Below are 18,829 nucleotides of genomic sequence, written 5' to 3' on the forward strand. Positions count from 1 at the left end.
CTATATTATTTTATTTATACTACATTGTGCTTGTTTTATTGTCAATAGTATAGTGCAGTTTCAACAGTATTTTATAGATATTGTGTATATTGTTTTAGCATAAAATTCCAATAAAATAGTATTTCTTTTCCATGCTGAATATGGTATCATAAGAATAATGTGTGTGTTTGTAAAGAAAATAAACACTTTTTTTGTTTTCATAAATAAAAATATTCAATTTAGAATGAAATAATAAATAAAGGTATATAAAATGAGAAAGGAGAAATTTATGGACACAAAGTATATTTTTGTAACAGGGGGCGTTGTTTCTGGCTTAGGAAAAGGCATTACAGCTGCTTCATTGGGACGCCTTTTAAAAGCAAGAGGATACAAAGTAACAATACAAAAATTTGACCCTTATATCAATTTAGACCCTGGTACAATGAGTCCTTATCAACATGGAGAAGTTTTTGTAACAGAAGATGGTGCAGAAACCGATTTAGACTTAGGGCACTATGAAAGATTTATTGATGAAAATTTAAGTATTAATAGTAGTGTTACAACAGGAAAGGTATATTGGTCTGTACTGAATAAAGAGAGAAAAGGGGAATATTTAGGAGCTACAGTACAGGTTATCCCTCATATTACAAATGAAATCAAAAGCAGAGTATATCGTGTAGCGAAAGCGTCACAATCTGATATTGTTATTACAGAAATAGGTGGCACAGTAGGAGATATTGAAAGCACACCATTTTTAGAAGCAATTAGACAAGTAGCAAGAGAAGTAGGAAAAGAGAATTGTTTATACATACATGTTACGTTAATACCTTATCTTTCTAAAAGTGGAGAAATGAAAACAAAACCAACACAACACTCTGTAAAAGAACTTCTTTCTATAGGAATACAACCTGATATGATAGTATGTCGTACAGAACATGAAATTAGTCAAGATATGAAAGATAAATTAGCGTTGTTTTGTAATGTAGATGAAGATTGTATTATACAAAATATGGACGCAGAAAGTCTTTATGAAATCCCTATTATGTTAGAAAAAGAGGGTATTGCAAAAGTTGCATGTAAAAAATTAGGCATTTTAGAAAGACAACCTGATATGTCCGAATGGCTTGCTATGCTGGAAAAAGAGAGAAATATGGATAAAAAAGTACAGATAGCTTTAGTAGGAAAATATGTAGAACTACATGACGCATATCTTTCTATTGTGGAGTCGCTTCATCATGGTGGTATTGCAACAGGAGCAGATGTAGAGATTAATTGGATAAATGCAGAGCATTTGACAGAGCAGAATGTGGAAAGTATACTTTCAAAATGTCATGGTATATTAGTACCAGGTGGTTTTGGAGATAGAGGTCTGGAAGGAAAAATTAGGGCGATACAATATGCTCGTGAAAACAATGTGCCATTTTTTGGAATTTGTTTAGGTATGCAATGTGCAGTAATTGAATTTGCAAGGAATGTGTTGGGTTGGAAAGATGCTTTTACAGCAGAAGTAAAAGAAACAGCATATCCTGTAATTGATTTGATGCCAGAACAAAAAGATATAGATAATTTGGGAGGCACTATGCGTTTAGGTGCTTATCCTTGTAAATTAGATAAATCTTCTTGTGCTTATAAGGCGTATGATACAGAATTAATATATGAGCGTCATAGACATAGATATGAATTTAACAATGAATATAGAAAGCAATTTATAGAGGCAGGAATGAAAATTGTAGGACTTTCTCCAGATGATAGATTAGTAGAAATTGTAGAAATACCTCAAAATGATTGGTTTGTGGGAGTACAATTTCATCCAGAATTTAAATCTCGTCCTAATAGATGTCAACCTCTATTTCGTGATTTTGTACAATGCTGTATTAATTATAGTGAAAAAGAAACAAAATAAAATCATAAAAATAACAAGAAATATGTTTTTCTTGTTATTTTTTTGCAATAAAATGATTTATTGGTAAAAATGTGCAAAAAAAAACAGAAAAAATTGATATAATATTTGTTGCATTTTTATAAAAATATGATATGATATTAATAAAGGGAAAATAATGATAGATAGCAAAATTTTGACATAGTATTCACAAAGTATATCGTCTGTAATGATATGAAGTTTTAGAAGGAGGTAGCGGATTTGTTATGAAAGAAGAAAAAATTGCAGTATGTATTACAGCACAGACAAGTTCTCAAAGATTAATTGATTATGGGTCAGAAATCGCACAACAATATAATGGTTCTTTGCATATACTTCATGTACAAAAAGGCGATAGCATTTTTCAAAATGGGCAAACACTAAAATTATTGACAAAATTATTAGCATATGGTGATAGATGTGGTGGAATTATACATGTTTTATGCGACCAAGATATACCAAAATGTATTAGCGAATTTGTAAAACAAGAAGAAATTACAAAGGTCATTATAGGAGAATTGCCTAAACAAACAACAAAAAAATGCTTAAAAGAAAAAGAAGAAACACAATTTCAAAAAATCATTACTATTTTGCCACAACAGGTGGAGGTCATTACAGTAGGACAGCAAGATGTGATTTGTACAGAATTAAAACAAAAAATTGGATAATATGTAAACAACAAAAATCTCTTGTATTTGTCAAGAGATTTTTTATTTTATATTAAAATTGTAATATTATATTTGAATAAAAAGGATTGTAAAAATGTACTAAAAAAAGAGAGATTTCCAATAATTTCAACTAAAAATTCAGTTGTATTTATAATTTTTTGTTGCATTGAAAGAGAATATATATTATTATTTCTATTAGTATGTTTTAATTTTAAAATTGATTATGATATATAAGGAGTGGCAAATAATGACATTATATGAAAATTGGATGAACAAAGCATTTAGTAAAGATGGTAAAAGTATGGAAGCAGTTTGGGATGACTTTTTACCAAAGGAACAAAAAATATATGAATATATTTTAGGAGAGAAAGTAAATGTATTAGAAGGAGCAGTTTCTGAATTAGCACTTCGTTTTGGCGTAACAGCAGAAGAAATTATTGCATTTATAGATGGTATCAATGAAGTGCTACCAAAACCATATGATATGAATGAATTAGAAGCAAACAGTTCTGTAAAATTAGAAATTGATTTTGAGAAATTGTATAAAAAAATGGTAGAATATAAAGCAGAACATCTCTATAAATTACCACAATGGGATAATATTTATACAGAAGAAGAAAGAAAGAATTTTACAAAAGAACAGAAAAAATCTCGTACCATAGTAAAAGAGAAAAAAATTGGCAGAAATGACCCTTGTCCTTGTGGTAGTGGCAAAAAATATAAAAAATGCTGTGGGGCGAATTTATAATTATGAAAACAATACTGGTGACAGTAGATAAACAAACGCCTGATAAAGAAAGTATACAACAAGCAGCAAATATATTAAAAAAAGGTGGTTTAGTAGCTTTTCCTACAGAAACAGTGTATGGATTAGGTGCAAATGGATTAAATGCAGTAGCCTGTAAAAAAATATATGAAGCAAAGGGACGTCCTTCGGACAACCCTTTGATACTTCATATTGCAGAAAAAAAAGATTTGTATCAAATTGTAAAAGAAGTTCCTCAAAAGGCGGAAAAATTAATAAATGCTTTTTGGCCAGGACCTTTGACAATGATATTTGAAAAAGAGGATTGTGTTCCTCAAGAAATTACAGGAGGATATTCTACAGTAGCGGTACGTTTTCCTTCTCATAAAGTAGCACAAGCACTCATTAAAATGGCTGGTGTGCCTATTGCAGCACCAAGTGCAAATTCCTCAGGAAAACCAAGCCCTACAAAAGCATCTCATGTTTTATTTGATTTAGAAAATAAAATTGATATGATTATAGATGGAGGAAATGCAGAAGTAGGTTTAGAGTCTACTATTGTAGATGTTTCTGGAGAAATACCTATGCTTTTGCGTCCTGGAGCAATTACAAAAGAAATGCTAGAAACTGTAATAGGGCATATAGAAATTGACCCAGCTATATTAGCAAAGCCAAATCAAAATTTAATTCCTAAAGCTCCTGGTATGAAATATACACATTATTCTCCTAAAGCTGATGTTATATTAGTACAATGTAATGACTTGTTTGTTGCACAACAGAAAATAAAAGAATTAGTAAAAAAAGAACTACAATTAAATAAAAAAGTTGGTATATTGGCAACAGAGCAAACAAAAAATAGCTATGATTGTGGTATTGTGCTTTCATTAGGAGATAGGCAAAATTTGGAAGAAATCGGTTCGAATTTGTTTAAACATCTCAGAAAATTTGATTTTTTAGGTGTAGACGTTGTTTATTCTGAAACAGTGCCTGAAAAGGAAGAAGGACTTGCTATAATGAACCGTTTGCAAAAGGCAGCAGGTTATAAAGTGATAAAAACAGAGTAATCATAGTAAAGGAGAATGATGGAATATGATAGCACTAGGTTGTGACCACGGCGGATATACTTTAATGCAGGAAGTAATTGACTACTTAGAAAAACAAAATATAGAATATCAAAATTTTGGAACTTATTCAGAAGACTCTTGTGACTATCCAGTGTATGCTAAAAAAGTAGCTCATGCAGTGGCAGATGGAAATTGTGAAAAAGGAATATTGATATGTGGTACTGGTATAGGCGTTTCTATTACAGCAAATAAAATAAAAGGCATTAGAGCAGCACTTTGCGGAGATTGTTTTTCTGCAAAAGCAACAAGAGAACACAATAATGCGAATATATTGGCTATGGGAGCGAGAGTAGTAGGTGTTGGACTTGCACTTGAAATTGTAAAAACATTTTTAGAAACGCCATTTTCAAATGATGAACGTCATATTAGGAGAATTTCACAAATGGAGTAATAATTTAGAAAGGAAGTATAGTATGGGCAAATTATTTATATCAGAACATCCATTAATACAGCATAAAATTGCAATGCTTCGTAATCGTGATACTGGTTCTAAAGAATTTAGGGAATTAGTGGAAGAAGTAGCAATGCTCCTTTCTTATGAAGCAACAAGAGAATTGCCTTTAGTTAATGTAAAGGTACAAACACCTATTACAACAGCAGATTGTAAAATGATTGATACAAAATTAGCAATTGTACCTATATTAAGAGCTGGCATTGGTATGACAGAAGGACTTTTAGCACTGATGCCTACAGCAAAAGTAGGACATATAGGGCTATATCGTGACCCAGAAACATTACAGCCAGTAGAGTATTATTGTAAATTACCTTCTGACATAGAAGAAAGAACAGTATTTTTAACAGACCCTATGCTTGCTACAGGAGGTACAGCAGAAGCAGCAATTAGATTTTTAAAAGACAAAGGTGCTAAAAAAATTACATTACTTTGTGTACTAAGTGCACCAGAAGGCGTAAAAAAAATACAGAATGTGCACCCTGATGTAGATATTTATACAGCAGCATATGATAATAGTTTGAATGACCATGGCTATATTGTACCAGGTCTAGGAGATGCAGGAGATAGAATTTTTGGCACAAAATAAAGCTATCTGTATCTGAGGAGAGGATAATATTGGATTATAATTGGCTTTTATATATTGCAGCTTTTGCAAGTGCTTTTGCGATTACATTGGTAACAACACCCTTAGCAAAAAAAATCTCTATAAAATTGGGTGCGATTGATATACCAAAAGATAGAGGTATGCACAAAAAACCTATGCCTCGTATGGGTGGTATTGCTATTGTAATGGGTTTTATGATAACAGTGCTTGTTTTGTATCGTTTTAATCCAGAAATGAATGTGAAGCAATTTGCAGGCTTTGTAATGGGAGCTAGTATTATTGTTGTGCTTGGTATGATAGATGATGTAAAAAATTTAAGGGCAAGACTGAAATTTTGTATACAGATTGTTGCAGCATTGATAGTGATATATTCTGGTACAAGAATTAATGTTGTTATGTGGCCTGTGACAACTTATTTACAAACATTTAGTGTTCCAATTACACTAGTATGGATTGTAGGGGTAACAAATGCAGTAAATTTAATTGATGGTTTAGATGGTTTGGCTGCAGGGGTATCTTCTATTGCAGCACTTTGTTTAATGATACTTTGTATTATGACAGGAAGTACTACAGCCGTTATGCTAACAGCTTCATTAGCAGGTGCTTGTTTAGGATTTCTGCCTAGAAATTTTAATCCAGCAGAGATATTTATGGGAGATACTGGTTCTACATTTTTAGGATTTGTACTTGCAGTAACAAGTATATTAGGTGTATTTAAAGGATATGCTATACTTGCATTAATTGTTAGTATGCTATGTTTAGGATTGCCTATATTTGATACATTGTTTGCTATGCTAAGACGTATGGCAAAGCATCAGCCTATTATGAAAGCAGATAGAGGACATTTGCACCATAGATTGATAGATAAAGGACTTTCACAGCGTCAGGCAGTGTTAATATTGTATATTGTTAGCCTTCTTTGTGGGCTTTTGGCAATATTTATATCATTTAAAGACTCTCGTACCATTGTAGTGGTAGTATTAACGATTATTGTACTAAGTATTTTAATCTATTATTTTAATGCACACATTAGAAATAAAAATCAGTAACATTATACTACATAAATTAAATAAGAAAGCGTTATTCTCAAAAAAGAGAGTAACGCTTTTTTATTATTTAGAGAATTGAAATAATACCAATCCTATCAATATCATTGTTCCTCCTATTAATGTGCCTATAGAAGGAATTTCTTTTAAAAATAAAAAACCTAATATTGTAGATAAAAGAGGCGTTACAAACATAAAATTTGTAACATCACTTGTTTTTTCTGCAATAGAAAGTGCTTTTCCCCACAGTACATAAGCGATACCGCTTGAAAATATACCTAATAAAAGTAGCACTCCTATTTGTGTAATAGAAGCAGTTGCCAATTCAGAAATACCTTTTGGTAAAAAGAACAATAATAATACTGTGCCACAAATCATACTATATGTTACAATTTCATTAGAACGATAACCCAATGAAGAAAGTTTTCTTTGATAAATATTATAAATACAAAATACAACAGCAGCACATAGTGTCCATATAATACCAAAATTAAATGAAAGTGTTCCTTGCCATAGTGATAAAATTATAATTCCTACAAATTCTATTGAAATAGCAATCCAGCCAAGCAATTTAATTTTTTCTTTATACAAAAAAGCAGAAACAACAGATGTCATAATGGGTGTTGTTGCAATGATAATACTGGAAGTAGCAGAGGTAAGGGATTGAAGCCCTATGTTAAAAAAAACAAGATATAGAAAAAAGCCAAATAATCCAGAAATAAAAAATTTAGGAATATCTTGTTTTTTAGGAATTGTAATTTTTTGACAGATACCTAACAAACATAAAAATAATGATGCAATAATACATCTTAATACAGCAACACTGTTAATATGAAAATGAGAAATGGCTATTTTAGAAAAAGGAAAGGCCATTGCCCAGAATAATACTGTAAAAAATCCTAATATATTTACTTTTGTTCTTGTTTTCATATTGTTTTCTCTCCTTTCTAAAAATGATTGTATTTTGTAGATGCTGTAATTAATGCAAATATAAAATCCCATACTTTTTTTATCATAATATAACCTCCTTATTTTGTAAAATACTTTTTTTATTTCTTATATCATAGCTCATTTATAATCATTTGTAAAATTCATAGTTTTAATAAAATACATTATTATTTTTAATGATATTATGTTATATTATATATAGTATAGTGAGGAGGAACATTATGGAAATAAGAAATTTAATGACATTTTTAAAAGTTGTAGAATTACAAAATTTTACAAGAGCAGCAAAGCAGTTAGACTATTCTCAATCTACTGTTACAATACAAATACAGCAGTTAGAACAAGAACTGAATGTAAAATTGTTTGAAAGAATAGGCAAAAAAGTATCTGTAACAGAAAAAGGTTGGGAAGTATTTCAATATGCAAAAGAAATTAGAAATTTAGTGGAAAAAATGACATATATGAGTACAGAACAAAATAATATAAAAGGACAGCTTTGTATTGGTGTAATAGAGTCCTTAATTTGTGCAGATATGCCTAAAATTTTGTCAGAATATCATAGAAAATATCCAGAAGTAGAGTTGATTGTCAAAACAAATTATGTAGATGAATTGATTGAAATGATGGTACATAATCAAGTAGATTTTATTTTTATAATTGATAGACCACTTTATCATAAAGAATGGATAAAACCTTATATGAAAAAAGAAGAAATTTCATTTTTTACACAGTATGGAAATAGTTTAACAAAAAGAAAAAATGTTTGTATACAAGAAATATTAAAACAACCTTTTATATTGACAGAAAAAGGTATTAGCTATCGTAAAGAATTAGATGAGTACATACAAAAAAATGATATTGATTTTAAACCATTTTTAGAAATAGGGGATACTAAAATTATTGTAGAACTTTTGAAAAGAGGAGAAGGCATTTCTTTTTTACCTAAAATTGTTGTATTAGAAGAAATGAAAAATCAAACTATTCAAAAAATAAATGTAGAAAATTGGAATGTTGTAATGTGGAAACAAATTATTTATCATAGAAATAAATATGTAACGCCTCAAATGAATACATTTATAAAAATGATGATAGAAATGCAACAGAATAAATGAAAACATTAATATTTTGTAAAGAATAGTGTTAATTTAATTTATTTTATACCGATAATTAAATATAAGAAATATAAATTAATAAGTGAAGGAGTGAATTTCATGGACGTTGGAGGTTTAGGATTAGCGGGAGTACAAATGCAAGCAGGAATTGCTTTAACAAAAAATTGTATGGAGTCAGCAGAATTACAGGCAGCACAGTTAATTGAAAGTATGGAAGCAGCGAACCCAGTAAATCTGCCATCTTCTCATATGGTAGATATGTTAGTATAATAATGCAAAAAAACCGAGAAAAACAAATTTTCTCGGTTTTTATTATTAATTAGAAGCTTTTACTTTAATCCAAAGTTCAGATAATTTTTCTTTTAAAACAGCATTATCTTGAAATACTTCATCTTTTTCATATCCAGTACGTGGCAGATAAGAAGGAACAAGTTCATATAAACCACCTTCACTACTCATATTGTCCATAACTTCCTGATTAGAAGAAGTATATCCTACTGCTTCAGAATTGCCGTAAGAAGCATCATATGTCAATACATAGTTTATAAATTCATTTGCTAATTTTGGATTTTCTGCATTTGCTGGTATTACCATAGCATCGCTCCATATATTGGTACCTTCTTCTGGCAAATAAAATGCCATATCTTCGTTTTCATATAGTATTGTTGTAGCATCTCCACTATATACAACAGCTAAATCTTTGTTGCTGTTCATCATGCCATCAATCACTTCATCTGTTACATAAACAGGTTCCATAGTATCATTTAATTCTTTTAACCATTGATAAGCTTGTTCAATTTCTTGTTCATTATCTGTATTCATAGAGTAACCAAGTGATTTTAAAGCTATCATAAAAGAGTCTCTTTCAGAGTCGTACATATATACTTTGCCTTTGTATTTTGGATTTTTTAATATAGCATAGCCTTGTTGTTCTAAATCTTTTATATCTACATTATTTTTGTTATAAACAATGCCTACAGTACCCCAAAAATAAGGAACAGAATAGGTGTTGTCTGGGTCATAAGGAAGATTTTTAACACCTTCTGATAAATTAGAAATATTTGGTATACTTTCTTTATCAATAGGTTGTAAGCTGTTGTTTGCTAAAAGTCTTTCAATCATATAATCAGATGGTACTAAAACATCATAGGCATCACCTGCTTGTATTTTAGTATACATCATTTCGTTAGAGTCAAAATATTCTACAATGACATTAACACCAAATTGTTTTTCAAAATCGCTTATAAGTGTATCGCCCATATATTCACCCCAGTTATACAATTTTAATGTATCAGAGCCATATTTTTCAACAGGGTCTTCTACTGCTGTGTTGTTGTTTCCACAAGAGGTAAAACTAAACAACATTGTTGCAGTAAGTAAAACAGAAAGTAATTTTTTAATATTATGCTTCATTTTTGTTTCTCTCCTTTTTTTGTTTTAATATTGGTATGATATTTACAAGTAGCAAAACTACTGTAATAATTAAAATAATAATGCTAGATAGTGCATTAATAGAAGGATTTACTCTTTTTGACATAGTATAAACAAGTATAGAAATATTGTTTACACCATTACCAGTTACAAAGTAAGATATAATAAAATCATCAAATGACATTGTAAAAGCGATTAAAGCACCTGATACAATACCTGGCATAATTTGAGGAACAATTACTTTTATGAGTGCCTGCCAAGGTGTAGCACCTAAGTCTAATGCAGCATCAGCTAAATTAGGGTCAAGTGAGCGTAATTTTGGTGCTACGCTTAATATAACATAAGGAATACAAAACATAATGTGTGCAAGTAATAATGTCATAAATCCTTTTTTGACACCTAATGCACTAAAAAACATTAAAAGACCAATACCTGTTACAATTTCAGGGTTCATAATAGGCAAATCGTTAATTTGCTCTACAATTCCTTTTAATATACGGTTTGACTTGGAGAGTCCTATTGCTGTAATAGTGCCTGCAATAGTAGAAATTAATGTTGCAAGCAAAGCAATGATAATCGTATAAAATATAGACTGCATCATAGTAGAGTCGTGAAACATTTTTTCATACCATTGTAATGAAAATCCTCCAAATTTTGTAAGAGAACGAGAAGAATTAAATGAAAATATAATAGTGTATACAATAGGCAAATAAAAAAATATTATCATAATTGCCATATAAATTTTACTGCCTATTTTTTTAGACTGCTTCAATGCAATATTCTCCCCTTTCCTGTACTGTTTCTAATTTCGATTTTTTTAGTAATGTACATAGAAATCATAATAATGATAGCCATAATTAATGAAATAGCACTACCAAAATTCCAGTTACCTGCTGTTAAAAATTGAGTTTCTATAACATTGCCAATTAAAACATATTGTCCTCCTCCTAATAGCTTTGGTATAAAAAAGCTAGACATTGCTGGCAAAAATACCAGTGTAATGCCACTAATAACACCTGGCAAAGAAAGAGGAAATGTAACTTTTAAAAAACATTGTAATTTATCAGCACCTAAATCGCTTGCTGCTTCTAAAAGACTTTTATCCATTTTGGTTAATGAGGTATGAATTTGTAATATCATAAAAGGAATGAAATTATAAACCATACCTAATATAACTGCAAAATCTGTATGAAGTAATTTTGTTTGTAAACCAAATAAAGATAATATATTGTTCAATATTCCATTATCTTGTAAAATACCCATCCAAGCATATGTTCTAACAAGCATATTAATCCATGTAGGAAATGTAATTAAAAGTATCAAAATAACTTTATTTTTTTCTTTGGCATTTGCGATAATATATGCTGCAGGATAACCTAATAATATACATATTATTGTAGTGATTATTGCAATATAAAGAGATTGCTTTAATACATTAATAAATATAATATCACTAAAAAAACGATTAAAATTTTCAAATGTAAACCAAAATGTGGCAACATCATTACCATGTTTTGTAAAAGCGTACATCAGTATCATAAACATAGGTACAACAATCATAATAGAAATCCATAGTATATAAGGGTATGTCATATTTTTAAATTGTTTCATAAATAGTTCACCCCTTTTTCATAATATGAATGTCTTCAGGCTGAAAAATCAATCCAACTTCGTCACCTACTTCATATTTATCTGTTGTATCAACCATATATTCATGTCCTTCTGTAGCAAATGTAACATTGTAAGTTCCTATTGTAATATTTTCTGGGTCAAAATCGTAATGAATATTTGTAATTTCAACAGGAGTATCTTCTTCTAAACTCCAAGCAGAAGCATTTGCCCATGTTTTTAAATCTGTTTCTAAAGCAATGCTTTCTTTGATTTCATCTGCTGTTTTGAAAAAGTTTACAGCAAATATTTTTTCTTGATATTCTTTGTTTATAACTCTGTTTTCATCTTTTACAATCATATTAACTGTTACACTTGTACCAGCAGCAGTAGAAAATGTAACAGGATAAGTACCATTTTCAGGTTTAATATCATACGTTATTTTTTGTATAGAAATCCATTCTTCTGTATCTGGGTTCCAAGCTTGAGCATCTGCACGAGCAACAATAGTAGCTTCTGTTAATTCTTCTATGTCACTAACATCTAAATAAAAGTCATTTGCACTCATTTTTTCATTTGCTTCTGTGTTTATTACAGGCTTCTCATCAGATACTTTCATTTGTACTGTGATACTTGTACCAACTTTTGTTTCAATAATTGTTTCATAATGAACACCTTTAAACAGTACAGAACGAACAATTCCTTTTAATTTACCTTCTTGTTTTGATACAATGTCTAAATCCTCAGGACGTATTACAACATCAATTTTTTCGTTTTTGTCAAATCCAAAATCCACACAGTCAAATATTTTATCTTCAAACATTACTCTGTAGTCATCTAACATAACACCATCTATAATATTGCTTTCACCTATAAATTTCGCAACAAATTCGTTTGTTGGTTCATTATAAATGTCAGTAGGAGAGCCTATTTGTTGTATTTCTCCGTCTTTCATAACAACAATTTTATCAGACATAGTTAATGCTTCTTCTTGGTCATGAGTAACATAAATAAATGTAATGCCAACTTCCTGCTGTATTTTTTTCAATTCGTGCTGCATTTCTTTTCGTAATTTTAAATCTAATGCACCAAGAGGCTCATCTAAAAGCAATACCATAGGTTCATTTACTAATGCTCTGGCAATAGCAATTCTTTGTTGCTGTCCTCCACTGAGTTCTGTTACATTTCTTTTAGCATAGTCTTCTAAATTCACTAATTTTAACATTCTTTGCACTTTTTGTTCAATAATGTCTTTAGGTTCTTTTTTTATTTTTAGTCCAAAGGCAATGTTGTCATATACATTCATATGAGGGAAAAGGGCATATTTTTGAAATACTGTGTTAATTTCCCTTTTATAGGGAGGAACATTGCTAATTTCAGTATTATCAAATATCACTTGTCCTTCTGTTTGATTTAAAAATCCTCCTAGTATACGTAATAATGTTGTTTTACCACAGCCACTAGGGCCAAGTAATGTAACAAATTCATTTTCATAAATATCTAAATTAATTCCTTTGAGTACTAATTGTCCATCAAAGTCTTTTACAATGTTTTTAAATTGTATTAATTTTCGCATTATACCCTCCTAAAACAATGGTGGTGTAGAAATCCAAAGTATTTTTGCAAGTGTCTTTTTTTCATTTTTAATATGGTGAAATGTTTTACCATTTAAGTAGAATGTTTCACCTTTGCGTACTATAAATTTTTTTTCTCCACAAATAAGTGAAACACAACCTTCTATGATATAACCAAATTCTTCACCACTATGAGGTGCAACTTCAAAAGAACTTCCGTGCTGAGGCAGTTCTACTAATATAGGTTCCATAGCATTTTTTTGTGTATTTGGTACAATCCAGTTTACAGTATAGTGTTCTCTTTGGTCTACAAAAAAATCTTTTTTTTGAAATACGATTTTTTCTTCTATGTCTTCTTTAAAAAAGTCAGACATACTGCTTCCAAGTGCTTCTACAATATCGGCTAATGTTGTAATAGAAGGAGATGTTAAATTACGTTCTAGCTGAGATAAAAAGCCTTTTGTGAGCTCACTTCTGGAAGCTAATTCTTCTAATGTTAATCCATTTTGAATACGAAGCTGTTTAATTTTATGACCAATATCCATATTTAACTCCTTAGTAAATATTTTACTATCATTATTTTTTTAGAAATACTAAACAAACGTATTATTTTTACTAAACAGATATTATTATACTATATTGTTTTTGAAATGCAATAGAAAATAAACAAAAAATTTAAAATTAGTAAACTATTCTGTCAAAAAATTTTATAAAAATCTCTTTTCAAAAAAAAAATTTGTGTTATAATATATTCCAATAAAATTAAAATATGGTAAATGCTGTGAAAAGGAGTAGTACACTGTAAATAAAAGCACAGAGAAAAGATGGGCTGGTGAAAATCTTTGTTTTATTGCTGTGGAAGTAGTCTTGGAGCTATGACGCGAAAGGAAGTATTTTCTGAGTAGTATTCATCGGGTTTTCCCGTTATAGAAATGATGTATTTTACTATTTTTAAAAATAGTTTTGTACAAATAAAGAGTGCAGAAAATTTTTTTCTGAATTTAGGTGGTACCACGAATAAAATCGCCCTAATCAATCACATTGATTAGGGTGTTTTTTAATATATATGGAAATCATATACTATACAAATGATATTTTGAGGAGGTTATTTTATTATGAAAAAAGGAACACAGCTTTGGCTGGAAGCATTAAAGGAAGAAGGCGTTGATACAATATTTGGCTATCCAGGAGGATATGTATTGGATATTTTTGATGAACTTTATAAACAAAATGATATTCGCTTGATATTGCCACGCCATGAACAGGCAGCAGTGCACGCAGCAGATGCTTATGCCAGAGCAACAGGAAAAGTAGGTGTCTGTGTTGCAACAAGTGGCCCAGGTGCAACAAATTTAGTAACAGGTATAGCAAATGCAAATTATGATAGTGTGCCTCTTGTTTGTTTTACAGGACAAGTTCCTTTAGATTTAATTGGAAATGATGCTTTTCAGGAAGTTGATTTTATAGGAATTACAAGAAGTGTTTGTAAATATGGTGTTATGGTAAGAGATAGAAAAGACTTGGGTAGAATTATAAAAGAAGCATTTTATATTGCCCGTACAGGAAAACCAGGTCCTGTAGTGGTTGATTTACCTTCTAATATTATGAAAGAGGTAATGAAAGATAGTTATCCAGCAGAGGTGCATATTAGAGGATATAAACCAAATTCTGATGTACATGTAGGACAGTTAAAAAGAGCATTAAAGTTGTTAAGAGATGCAGAAAGACCTCTTTTTCTTTGTGGAGGAGGTATAAATATTGCTCACGCAAATGAAGCATTTCGTCAGCTTGCTGAAATAGTAAACATACCAGTAATTACTACTGTTATGGGAAAAGGAGCAATTCCTACAAATCACTCTTTGTATGTAGGTAGTATGGGTATGCACGGCTGTTATGCGGCAAATAAAGCAGTAAGTGAATGTGACTTGTTATTTTCTATAGGCACAAGATTTAATGATAGAATTACAGGAAAAATAAGTGAATTTGCAAAAGAAGCAAAAATTGTGCATATTGATATTGATACAGCAGCCATTTCAAGAAATATTAAAGTAGATGTTCCTGTAGTAGGAGATGCGAAATTAGCTATTGAAAAAATGTTGACTATGGTAAAACAGAGTGAAAAAAGAGAATGGGTAGCACAAGTGAAAAAGTGGAAAGAAGAATATCCACTTGGCGTAAAATCAGGAAACTGTGTCAATCCACAAAGAATTATAGAAGGTATAAACAATATTTTTGATGATTTTATAGCTGTTACAGATGTAGGACAACATCAAATGTGGACAACACAATTTTTAGAATTAGATAATCATAAAAAATTATTAACTTCTGGAGGATTGGGAGCAATGGGATTTGGATTTCCTGCTGCGATAGGAGCACAACTTGCTTATCTAGAAAAACAAGTGATTTGTATTACAGGAGATGGTGGCTTTCAAATGAATATGGCAGAAATGGCGACAGCCGTAGCATGGGAATTGCCTATAGTAGTATTGGTATTTAATAATAGTTTTTTGGGTATGGTACGTCAGCAACAGCAATATTTTTGTGAAAAACATTATTATGGTACTTGCTTAAAAGAAAGAAAAAGTTGTCAGAAAACAAAATGTCATACACCAGAGGAGTGTCCTCCGTATTTGCCAGACTTTTTAAAATTTGCAGAAAGTTATAATGTAGAAGCATATAGAGTCACAGAAGAAGAGCAAATCGAACAAACATTAAAAATAGCTTCTGAAAAAGCAAAACAAAATAAAGCCCCAGTATTGGTTGAATTTATATTAGAAAGATATGATATTGTGCTTCCTATTGTAAGACATGGCGGTACATTGGATAATATGATATTGGAAGAGAATTAAATACTACAAGAGAAGAAAGGAAGAAAAGAAATGGATATTAAAAAGAGATGGCTTGCTGTATTTGTAGAAAATCAAGTTGGTGTATTGGCAAAAATATCAGGTATTTGCTCTAGTAAACTATATAATATTGAAACAATTACAGTAGGAACAACAGCAGACCCTACGATTTCTCGTATGACATTTAGTTTTTTAAGTAATGATGCAACATTTGAGCAAATTAAAAAACAAATGAATAGATGTGTAGAAGTTATCAAGATTATTGACTTGACAGACATACCCACACATATGAAAGAGCTTATGTTTATTAAATTAAAAATCAATTCACCAGTAGAAAAAGAAGAAGTAATTTCAATAGCAAAAATATTTAGAGCTTCTATTATAGATTATGATATGGAACGCTTGATATTACAGTCTGTTAATTCAGAAGTGGGTAATAATGATTTGATAAATCTTTTGTCAAAAGGATTTCACGATATGGAAATTGTAAGAGGTGGTGTTGTATCAATAGAGGCAATGAGTATATCAAATGGCTAAAATAAAGCAAAATTAGTGAAAAAAATAAACTATTATTGTTGAAGTCATACAACGGTATTTTTGTTTTAAAAAAAAACATTATAAAAATTGACTATAAATTCACAAAAATAATTTGACTTTCTGTACTTTTTGTGGTTAAATGGATATAAGATAATTAATTGCCCCATTCAAGAGCAGTTTAACAAAGAAAGAATAATAAATAAAAAAACAAAAATGTAATATGTTTATGTAAAACTGTTCTTGTACAATATAACCAACGAGCTAAAAAATAAAGGAGGAAATCAAAATGATAAAATTTTCAGACAGAGTAGAACAGTTGAAAGGTTCTGAAATTAGAGAATTGCTTAAACTCACACAACAACCAGACATTATTTCTTTTGCAGGTGGTTTGCCAGCGAAAGAATTGTTCCCTGTAGAAGGAATGAAAGCAGCAGCTATGGCTGTTATGAGTGAAAGCGGACAAGAAGCAATGCAATATTCTACAACAGATGGTATTGATTCTTTAAGACAAAAAATCGTTGATAGAATGAAAGCAAAAAATAACATTACTTCTACTATTGATAATATTTTGATTACAAACGGTTCTCAGCAGGGTCTTGACTTTTCTGGTCGTGTCTTCTTGAACGAGGGTGACGTTGTGTTAATGGAAAGCCCATCTTATTTAGGAGCAATCAATGCTTTTAAAATCAACTGCCCTAAATTTATTGAAGTTCCAACAGACAACAATGGTATGATTATGGAAGAATTAGAAAAAATCATACAGACAACAGAAAATATAAAAATGATTTATGTAATACCAGATTTCCAAAATCCAACAGGTAGAACATGGCCTTTGGAAAGAAGAAAAAAATTCATGGAAATTATAAACAAATATGAAATTCCTACAATAGAAGACAATCCTTATGGTGAATTGAGATTTGAAGGCGAAAATATGCCATCATTGAAATCTCTTGATACAAAAGGTCTTGTTGTTTTCTTGGGAACTTTCTCCAAAATATTAGCACCTGGCTATCGTCTTGGTTGGGTTTGTGCATCTGAAGAAATTCTTGCAAAATATAACTTTGTAAAACAAGGTGCTGACTTACAACCATCTACCGTTTCTCAGTTAGAAGTTGACAAATTTATGGATATGTATAACTTAGATGAACACGTAGCAAAAATTAAAGAAGTATATGGACATAGACGTGATGTTATGCTTAATGCTATGAAACGTGAATTCCCAGAAGGCATTGAATATACACACCCAGATGGTGGATTGTTTACATGGGTTGTATTGCCTGAGTACATGAATGCAAGAGAAGTTGCTGTAAAATGTATTGAAGAAAAAGTTGCTTATGTTCCTGGTGGTTCTTTCTTCCCTAATGGCGGACATGAAAATACATTTAGAATGAACTATTCTTGTATGCCAGATGATAAAATTGAACAAGGTATTGCAAGTCTTGGTAAAGTTTTAAAATCTTTTATGAAATAAGAAAATGATAGTAGAAAGCTCCTCATACTGAGGAGCTTTTATATCTGTATTTTTAAAGTAAAGGAAATTATAATGCCTATGAAAAAAAATTTACTACATAACAGAAATGAATTGCAGAATGCTTTGGAGATGGTTATGGATTATGTTATTTCTACAGATTTAGTTGCAATAGAAAATTATGTAAATAAATTATATCAACAAAATGTAGGAATTACTTGTGATGAACTTGCAAAAAAAGTATTATCACGTAAGTCTGTAAAAAATGGAGTGATTGGTGCTATTACAGGTATTGGAGGTATTATTACATTACCTGTTGCTGTTCCTGTTGATTTAGTATGTTCTTGGCGAATTCAAGCATCAATGGCACTTTCTATTGCCTATATTTATGGACATACAAAAGATACTACAGATTTAAAAACAGATTTATATTTAATTTTAGCAGGAGACTCTGCAAAAGAAATTTTGAAACAGTTTGGCATTGAAGCATCAAAAAGTCTTACTAAAAAAATGGTAAATAAGTATATAACAAGAGAGGTTATGACTAAAATATGGAAATTAGTGGGACGAAAAATAATTACAAAAGCTGGTGAAAAATCATTAACAAGTTTTGTAAAAATGGTACCACTTGTGGGAGCTCCTGTTGGATTTACATTTGATTGGGCTTCAACACAGTTTGTAGGAAATATTGCGATAAAATACTATAGTAAATGATTAAAAAAATATAAAAAGAATATTTCATTATATTTAATAAAATAAAAATTTTG

At 30.3% G+C, this 18,829-nt stretch carries 18 protein-coding genes, 1 pseudogene and 1 other annotated feature; of the genes and pseudogenes, 13 read left to right on the forward strand and 6 right to left on the reverse strand.

The features are described 5' to 3' along the window. Window positions 1–268 precede the first annotated feature (268 nt). The 7 genes from pyrG to C820_RS03725 all read left to right on the forward strand — a co-directional run bounded on the left by pyrG (window position 269) and on the right by C820_RS03725 (window position 6,541). The gene (gene pyrG / locus C820_RS03695; RefSeq protein WP_004038227.1) at window positions 269–1,882 is read left to right on the forward strand and encodes a CTP synthase; all 1,614 of its coding nucleotides are present in this window, start codon (window positions 269–271) and stop codon (window positions 1,880–1,882) included. Between the two features lie 242 nt (window positions 1,883–2,124). After that, the gene (locus C820_RS03700; RefSeq protein WP_004038226.1) at window positions 2,125–2,565 is read left to right on the forward strand and encodes an adenine nucleotide alpha hydrolase family protein; all 441 of its coding nucleotides are present in this window, start codon (window positions 2,125–2,127) and stop codon (window positions 2,563–2,565) included. 247 nt (window positions 2,566–2,812) lie between these two features. Beyond that, window positions 2,813–3,313 (forward strand): SEC-C metal-binding domain-containing protein, encoded by a 501-nt coding sequence (locus C820_RS03705; RefSeq protein ID WP_004038225.1) that lies wholly within the window; start codon window positions 2,813–2,815, stop codon window positions 3,311–3,313. A gap of 2 nt (window positions 3,314–3,315) precedes the next feature. After that, on the forward strand, window positions 3,316–4,374 hold the full coding sequence (locus tag C820_RS03710) for an L-threonylcarbamoyladenylate synthase (protein WP_004038224.1): 1,059 nt from the start codon (window positions 3,316–3,318) through the stop codon (window positions 4,372–4,374). Window positions 4,375–4,399: 25 nt separating this feature from the next. Next, the gene (gene rpiB / locus C820_RS03715; RefSeq protein WP_004038222.1) at window positions 4,400–4,825 is read left to right on the forward strand and encodes a ribose 5-phosphate isomerase B; all 426 of its coding nucleotides are present in this window, start codon (window positions 4,400–4,402) and stop codon (window positions 4,823–4,825) included. Between the two features lie 22 nt (window positions 4,826–4,847). Beyond that, window positions 4,848–5,474, forward strand: coding sequence for a uracil phosphoribosyltransferase (upp, locus tag C820_RS03720; protein WP_004038220.1), 627 nt, complete (start codon window positions 4,848–4,850; stop codon window positions 5,472–5,474). A gap of 29 nt (window positions 5,475–5,503) precedes the next feature. Continuing rightward, window positions 5,504–6,541, forward strand: coding sequence for a glycosyltransferase family 4 protein (locus tag C820_RS03725; RefSeq protein ID WP_004038218.1), 1,038 nt, complete (start codon window positions 5,504–5,506; stop codon window positions 6,539–6,541). Window positions 6,542–6,604: 63 nt separating this feature from the next. Here the strand turns inward: C820_RS03725 and C820_RS03730 are convergent, their stop codons facing one another. Next, window positions 6,605–7,468 carry a DMT family transporter gene (locus C820_RS03730; RefSeq protein WP_004038216.1) on the reverse strand — a complete coding sequence of 288 codons (864 nt, stop codon included), beginning with the start codon at window positions 7,466–7,468 and terminating at the stop codon, window positions 6,605–6,607. A 239-nt stretch (window positions 7,469–7,707) separates the two neighbouring features. Between C820_RS03730 and C820_RS03735 the strand changes: the two genes are divergently transcribed. Both C820_RS03735 and C820_RS03740 read left to right on the forward strand, forming a co-directional pair. Beyond that, window positions 7,708–8,598 (forward strand): LysR family transcriptional regulator, encoded by an 891-nt coding sequence (locus C820_RS03735; protein ID WP_004038213.1) that lies wholly within the window; start codon window positions 7,708–7,710, stop codon window positions 8,596–8,598. Window positions 8,599–8,697: 99 nt separating this feature from the next. After that, the gene (locus C820_RS03740; protein WP_004038212.1) at window positions 8,698–8,868 is read left to right on the forward strand and encodes a putative motility protein; all 171 of its coding nucleotides are present in this window, start codon (window positions 8,698–8,700) and stop codon (window positions 8,866–8,868) included. Between the two features lie 45 nt (window positions 8,869–8,913). Here the strand turns inward: C820_RS03740 and C820_RS03745 are convergent, their stop codons facing one another. The 5 genes and pseudogenes from C820_RS03745 to C820_RS03765 all read right to left on the reverse strand — a co-directional run bounded on the left by C820_RS03745 (window position 8,914) and on the right by C820_RS03765 (window position 13,756). Then, a complete protein-coding gene (locus tag C820_RS03745) occupies window positions 8,914–10,011 on the reverse strand; it encodes an ABC transporter substrate-binding protein (RefSeq protein ID WP_004038209.1) in 1,098 nt (365 codons plus the stop codon). Then, window positions 10,001–10,801, reverse strand: coding sequence for an ABC transporter permease (locus C820_RS03750; RefSeq protein ID WP_004038207.1), 801 nt, complete (start codon window positions 10,799–10,801; stop codon window positions 10,001–10,003). Before C820_RS03750 ends, C820_RS03745 begins: the two co-directional genes overlap by 11 nt. Further along, complete coding sequence (locus C820_RS03755) at window positions 10,798–11,640, reverse strand: ABC transporter permease (RefSeq protein ID WP_004038205.1); 843 nt, start codon at window positions 11,638–11,640, stop codon at window positions 10,798–10,800. The genes C820_RS03750 and C820_RS03755 overlap by 4 nt, the downstream gene beginning before the upstream one ends. Before the next feature lie 589 nt (window positions 11,641–12,229). Further along, window positions 12,230–13,213 (reverse strand): annotated as a pseudogene (locus tag C820_RS03760) (ABC transporter ATP-binding protein); the annotation flags it as partial. A gap of 9 nt (window positions 13,214–13,222) precedes the next feature. After that, complete coding sequence (locus C820_RS03765; RefSeq protein ID WP_004038201.1) at window positions 13,223–13,756, reverse strand: helix-turn-helix domain-containing protein; 534 nt, start codon at window positions 13,754–13,756, stop codon at window positions 13,223–13,225. A 227-nt stretch (window positions 13,757–13,983) separates the two neighbouring features. Further along, window positions 13,984–14,245: a binding site (T-box leader), on the forward strand. An 81-nt stretch (window positions 14,246–14,326) separates the two neighbouring features. Between C820_RS03765 and ilvB the strand changes: the two genes are divergently transcribed. The 4 genes from ilvB to C820_RS03785 all read left to right on the forward strand — a co-directional run bounded on the left by ilvB (window position 14,327) and on the right by C820_RS03785 (window position 18,776). Then, window positions 14,327–16,060, forward strand: a complete 1,734-nt coding sequence (gene ilvB, locus C820_RS03770) for a biosynthetic-type acetolactate synthase large subunit (protein ID WP_004038199.1) — start codon at window positions 14,327–14,329, stop codon at window positions 16,058–16,060. A 30-nt stretch (window positions 16,061–16,090) separates the two neighbouring features. Beyond that, window positions 16,091–16,594, forward strand: a complete 504-nt coding sequence (ilvN, locus tag C820_RS03775; protein ID WP_004038197.1) for an acetolactate synthase small subunit — start codon at window positions 16,091–16,093, stop codon at window positions 16,592–16,594. A gap of 286 nt (window positions 16,595–16,880) precedes the next feature. Beyond that, on the forward strand, window positions 16,881–18,065 hold the full coding sequence (locus tag C820_RS03780; protein ID WP_004038195.1) for an aminotransferase-like domain-containing protein: 1,185 nt from the start codon (window positions 16,881–16,883) through the stop codon (window positions 18,063–18,065). Window positions 18,066–18,143: 78 nt separating this feature from the next. Then, window positions 18,144–18,776 carry an EcsC family protein gene (locus tag C820_RS03785; protein ID WP_207635786.1) on the forward strand — a complete coding sequence of 211 codons (633 nt, stop codon included), beginning with the start codon at window positions 18,144–18,146 and terminating at the stop codon, window positions 18,774–18,776. The last annotated feature ends 53 nt before the right edge of the window (window positions 18,777–18,829 follow it).

Source organism: Clostridium sp. MD294 (genome assembly GCF_000364165.2).
Classification (GTDB): Bacteria; Bacillota; Clostridia; order Lachnospirales; family Anaerotignaceae; genus Coprocola.

Excerpts from the sequence above, each read along its gene's own strand:
- pyrG (WP_004038227.1), top strand. The coding sequence starts at position 269 with ATGGACACAAAGTATATTTTTGTAACAGGGGGCGTTGTTTCTGGCTTA.
- C820_RS03700 (WP_004038226.1), top strand. The coding sequence starts at position 2,125 with ATGAAAGAAGAAAAAATTGCAGTATGTATTACAGCACAGACAAGTTCT.
- C820_RS03705 (WP_004038225.1), top strand. The coding sequence starts at position 2,813 with ATGACATTATATGAAAATTGGATGAACAAAGCATTTAGTAAAGATGGT.
- C820_RS03710 (WP_004038224.1), top strand. The coding sequence starts at position 3,316 with ATGAAAACAATACTGGTGACAGTAGATAAACAAACGCCTGATAAAGAA.
- rpiB (WP_004038222.1), top strand. The coding sequence starts at position 4,400 with ATGATAGCACTAGGTTGTGACCACGGCGGATATACTTTAATGCAGGAA.
- upp (WP_004038220.1), top strand. The coding sequence starts at position 4,848 with ATGGGCAAATTATTTATATCAGAACATCCATTAATACAGCATAAAATT.
- C820_RS03730 (WP_004038216.1), bottom strand. The coding sequence starts at position 7,468 with ATGAAAACAAGAACAAAAGTAAATATATTAGGATTTTTTACAGTATTA.
- C820_RS03735 (WP_004038213.1), top strand. The coding sequence starts at position 7,708 with ATGGAAATAAGAAATTTAATGACATTTTTAAAAGTTGTAGAATTACAA.
- C820_RS03740 (WP_004038212.1), top strand. The coding sequence starts at position 8,698 with ATGGACGTTGGAGGTTTAGGATTAGCGGGAGTACAAATGCAAGCAGGA.
- C820_RS03745 (WP_004038209.1), bottom strand. The coding sequence starts at position 10,011 with ATGAAGCATAATATTAAAAAATTACTTTCTGTTTTACTTACTGCAACA.
- C820_RS03755 (WP_004038205.1), bottom strand. The coding sequence starts at position 11,640 with ATGAAACAATTTAAAAATATGACATACCCTTATATACTATGGATTTCT.
- C820_RS03765 (WP_004038201.1), bottom strand. The coding sequence starts at position 13,756 with ATGGATATTGGTCATAAAATTAAACAGCTTCGTATTCAAAATGGATTA.
- ilvB (WP_004038199.1), top strand. The coding sequence starts at position 14,327 with ATGAAAAAAGGAACACAGCTTTGGCTGGAAGCATTAAAGGAAGAAGGC.
- ilvN (WP_004038197.1), top strand. The coding sequence starts at position 16,091 with ATGGATATTAAAAAGAGATGGCTTGCTGTATTTGTAGAAAATCAAGTT.
- C820_RS03780 (WP_004038195.1), top strand. The coding sequence starts at position 16,881 with ATGATAAAATTTTCAGACAGAGTAGAACAGTTGAAAGGTTCTGAAATT.
- C820_RS03785 (WP_207635786.1), top strand. The coding sequence starts at position 18,144 with ATGAAAAAAAATTTACTACATAACAGAAATGAATTGCAGAATGCTTTG.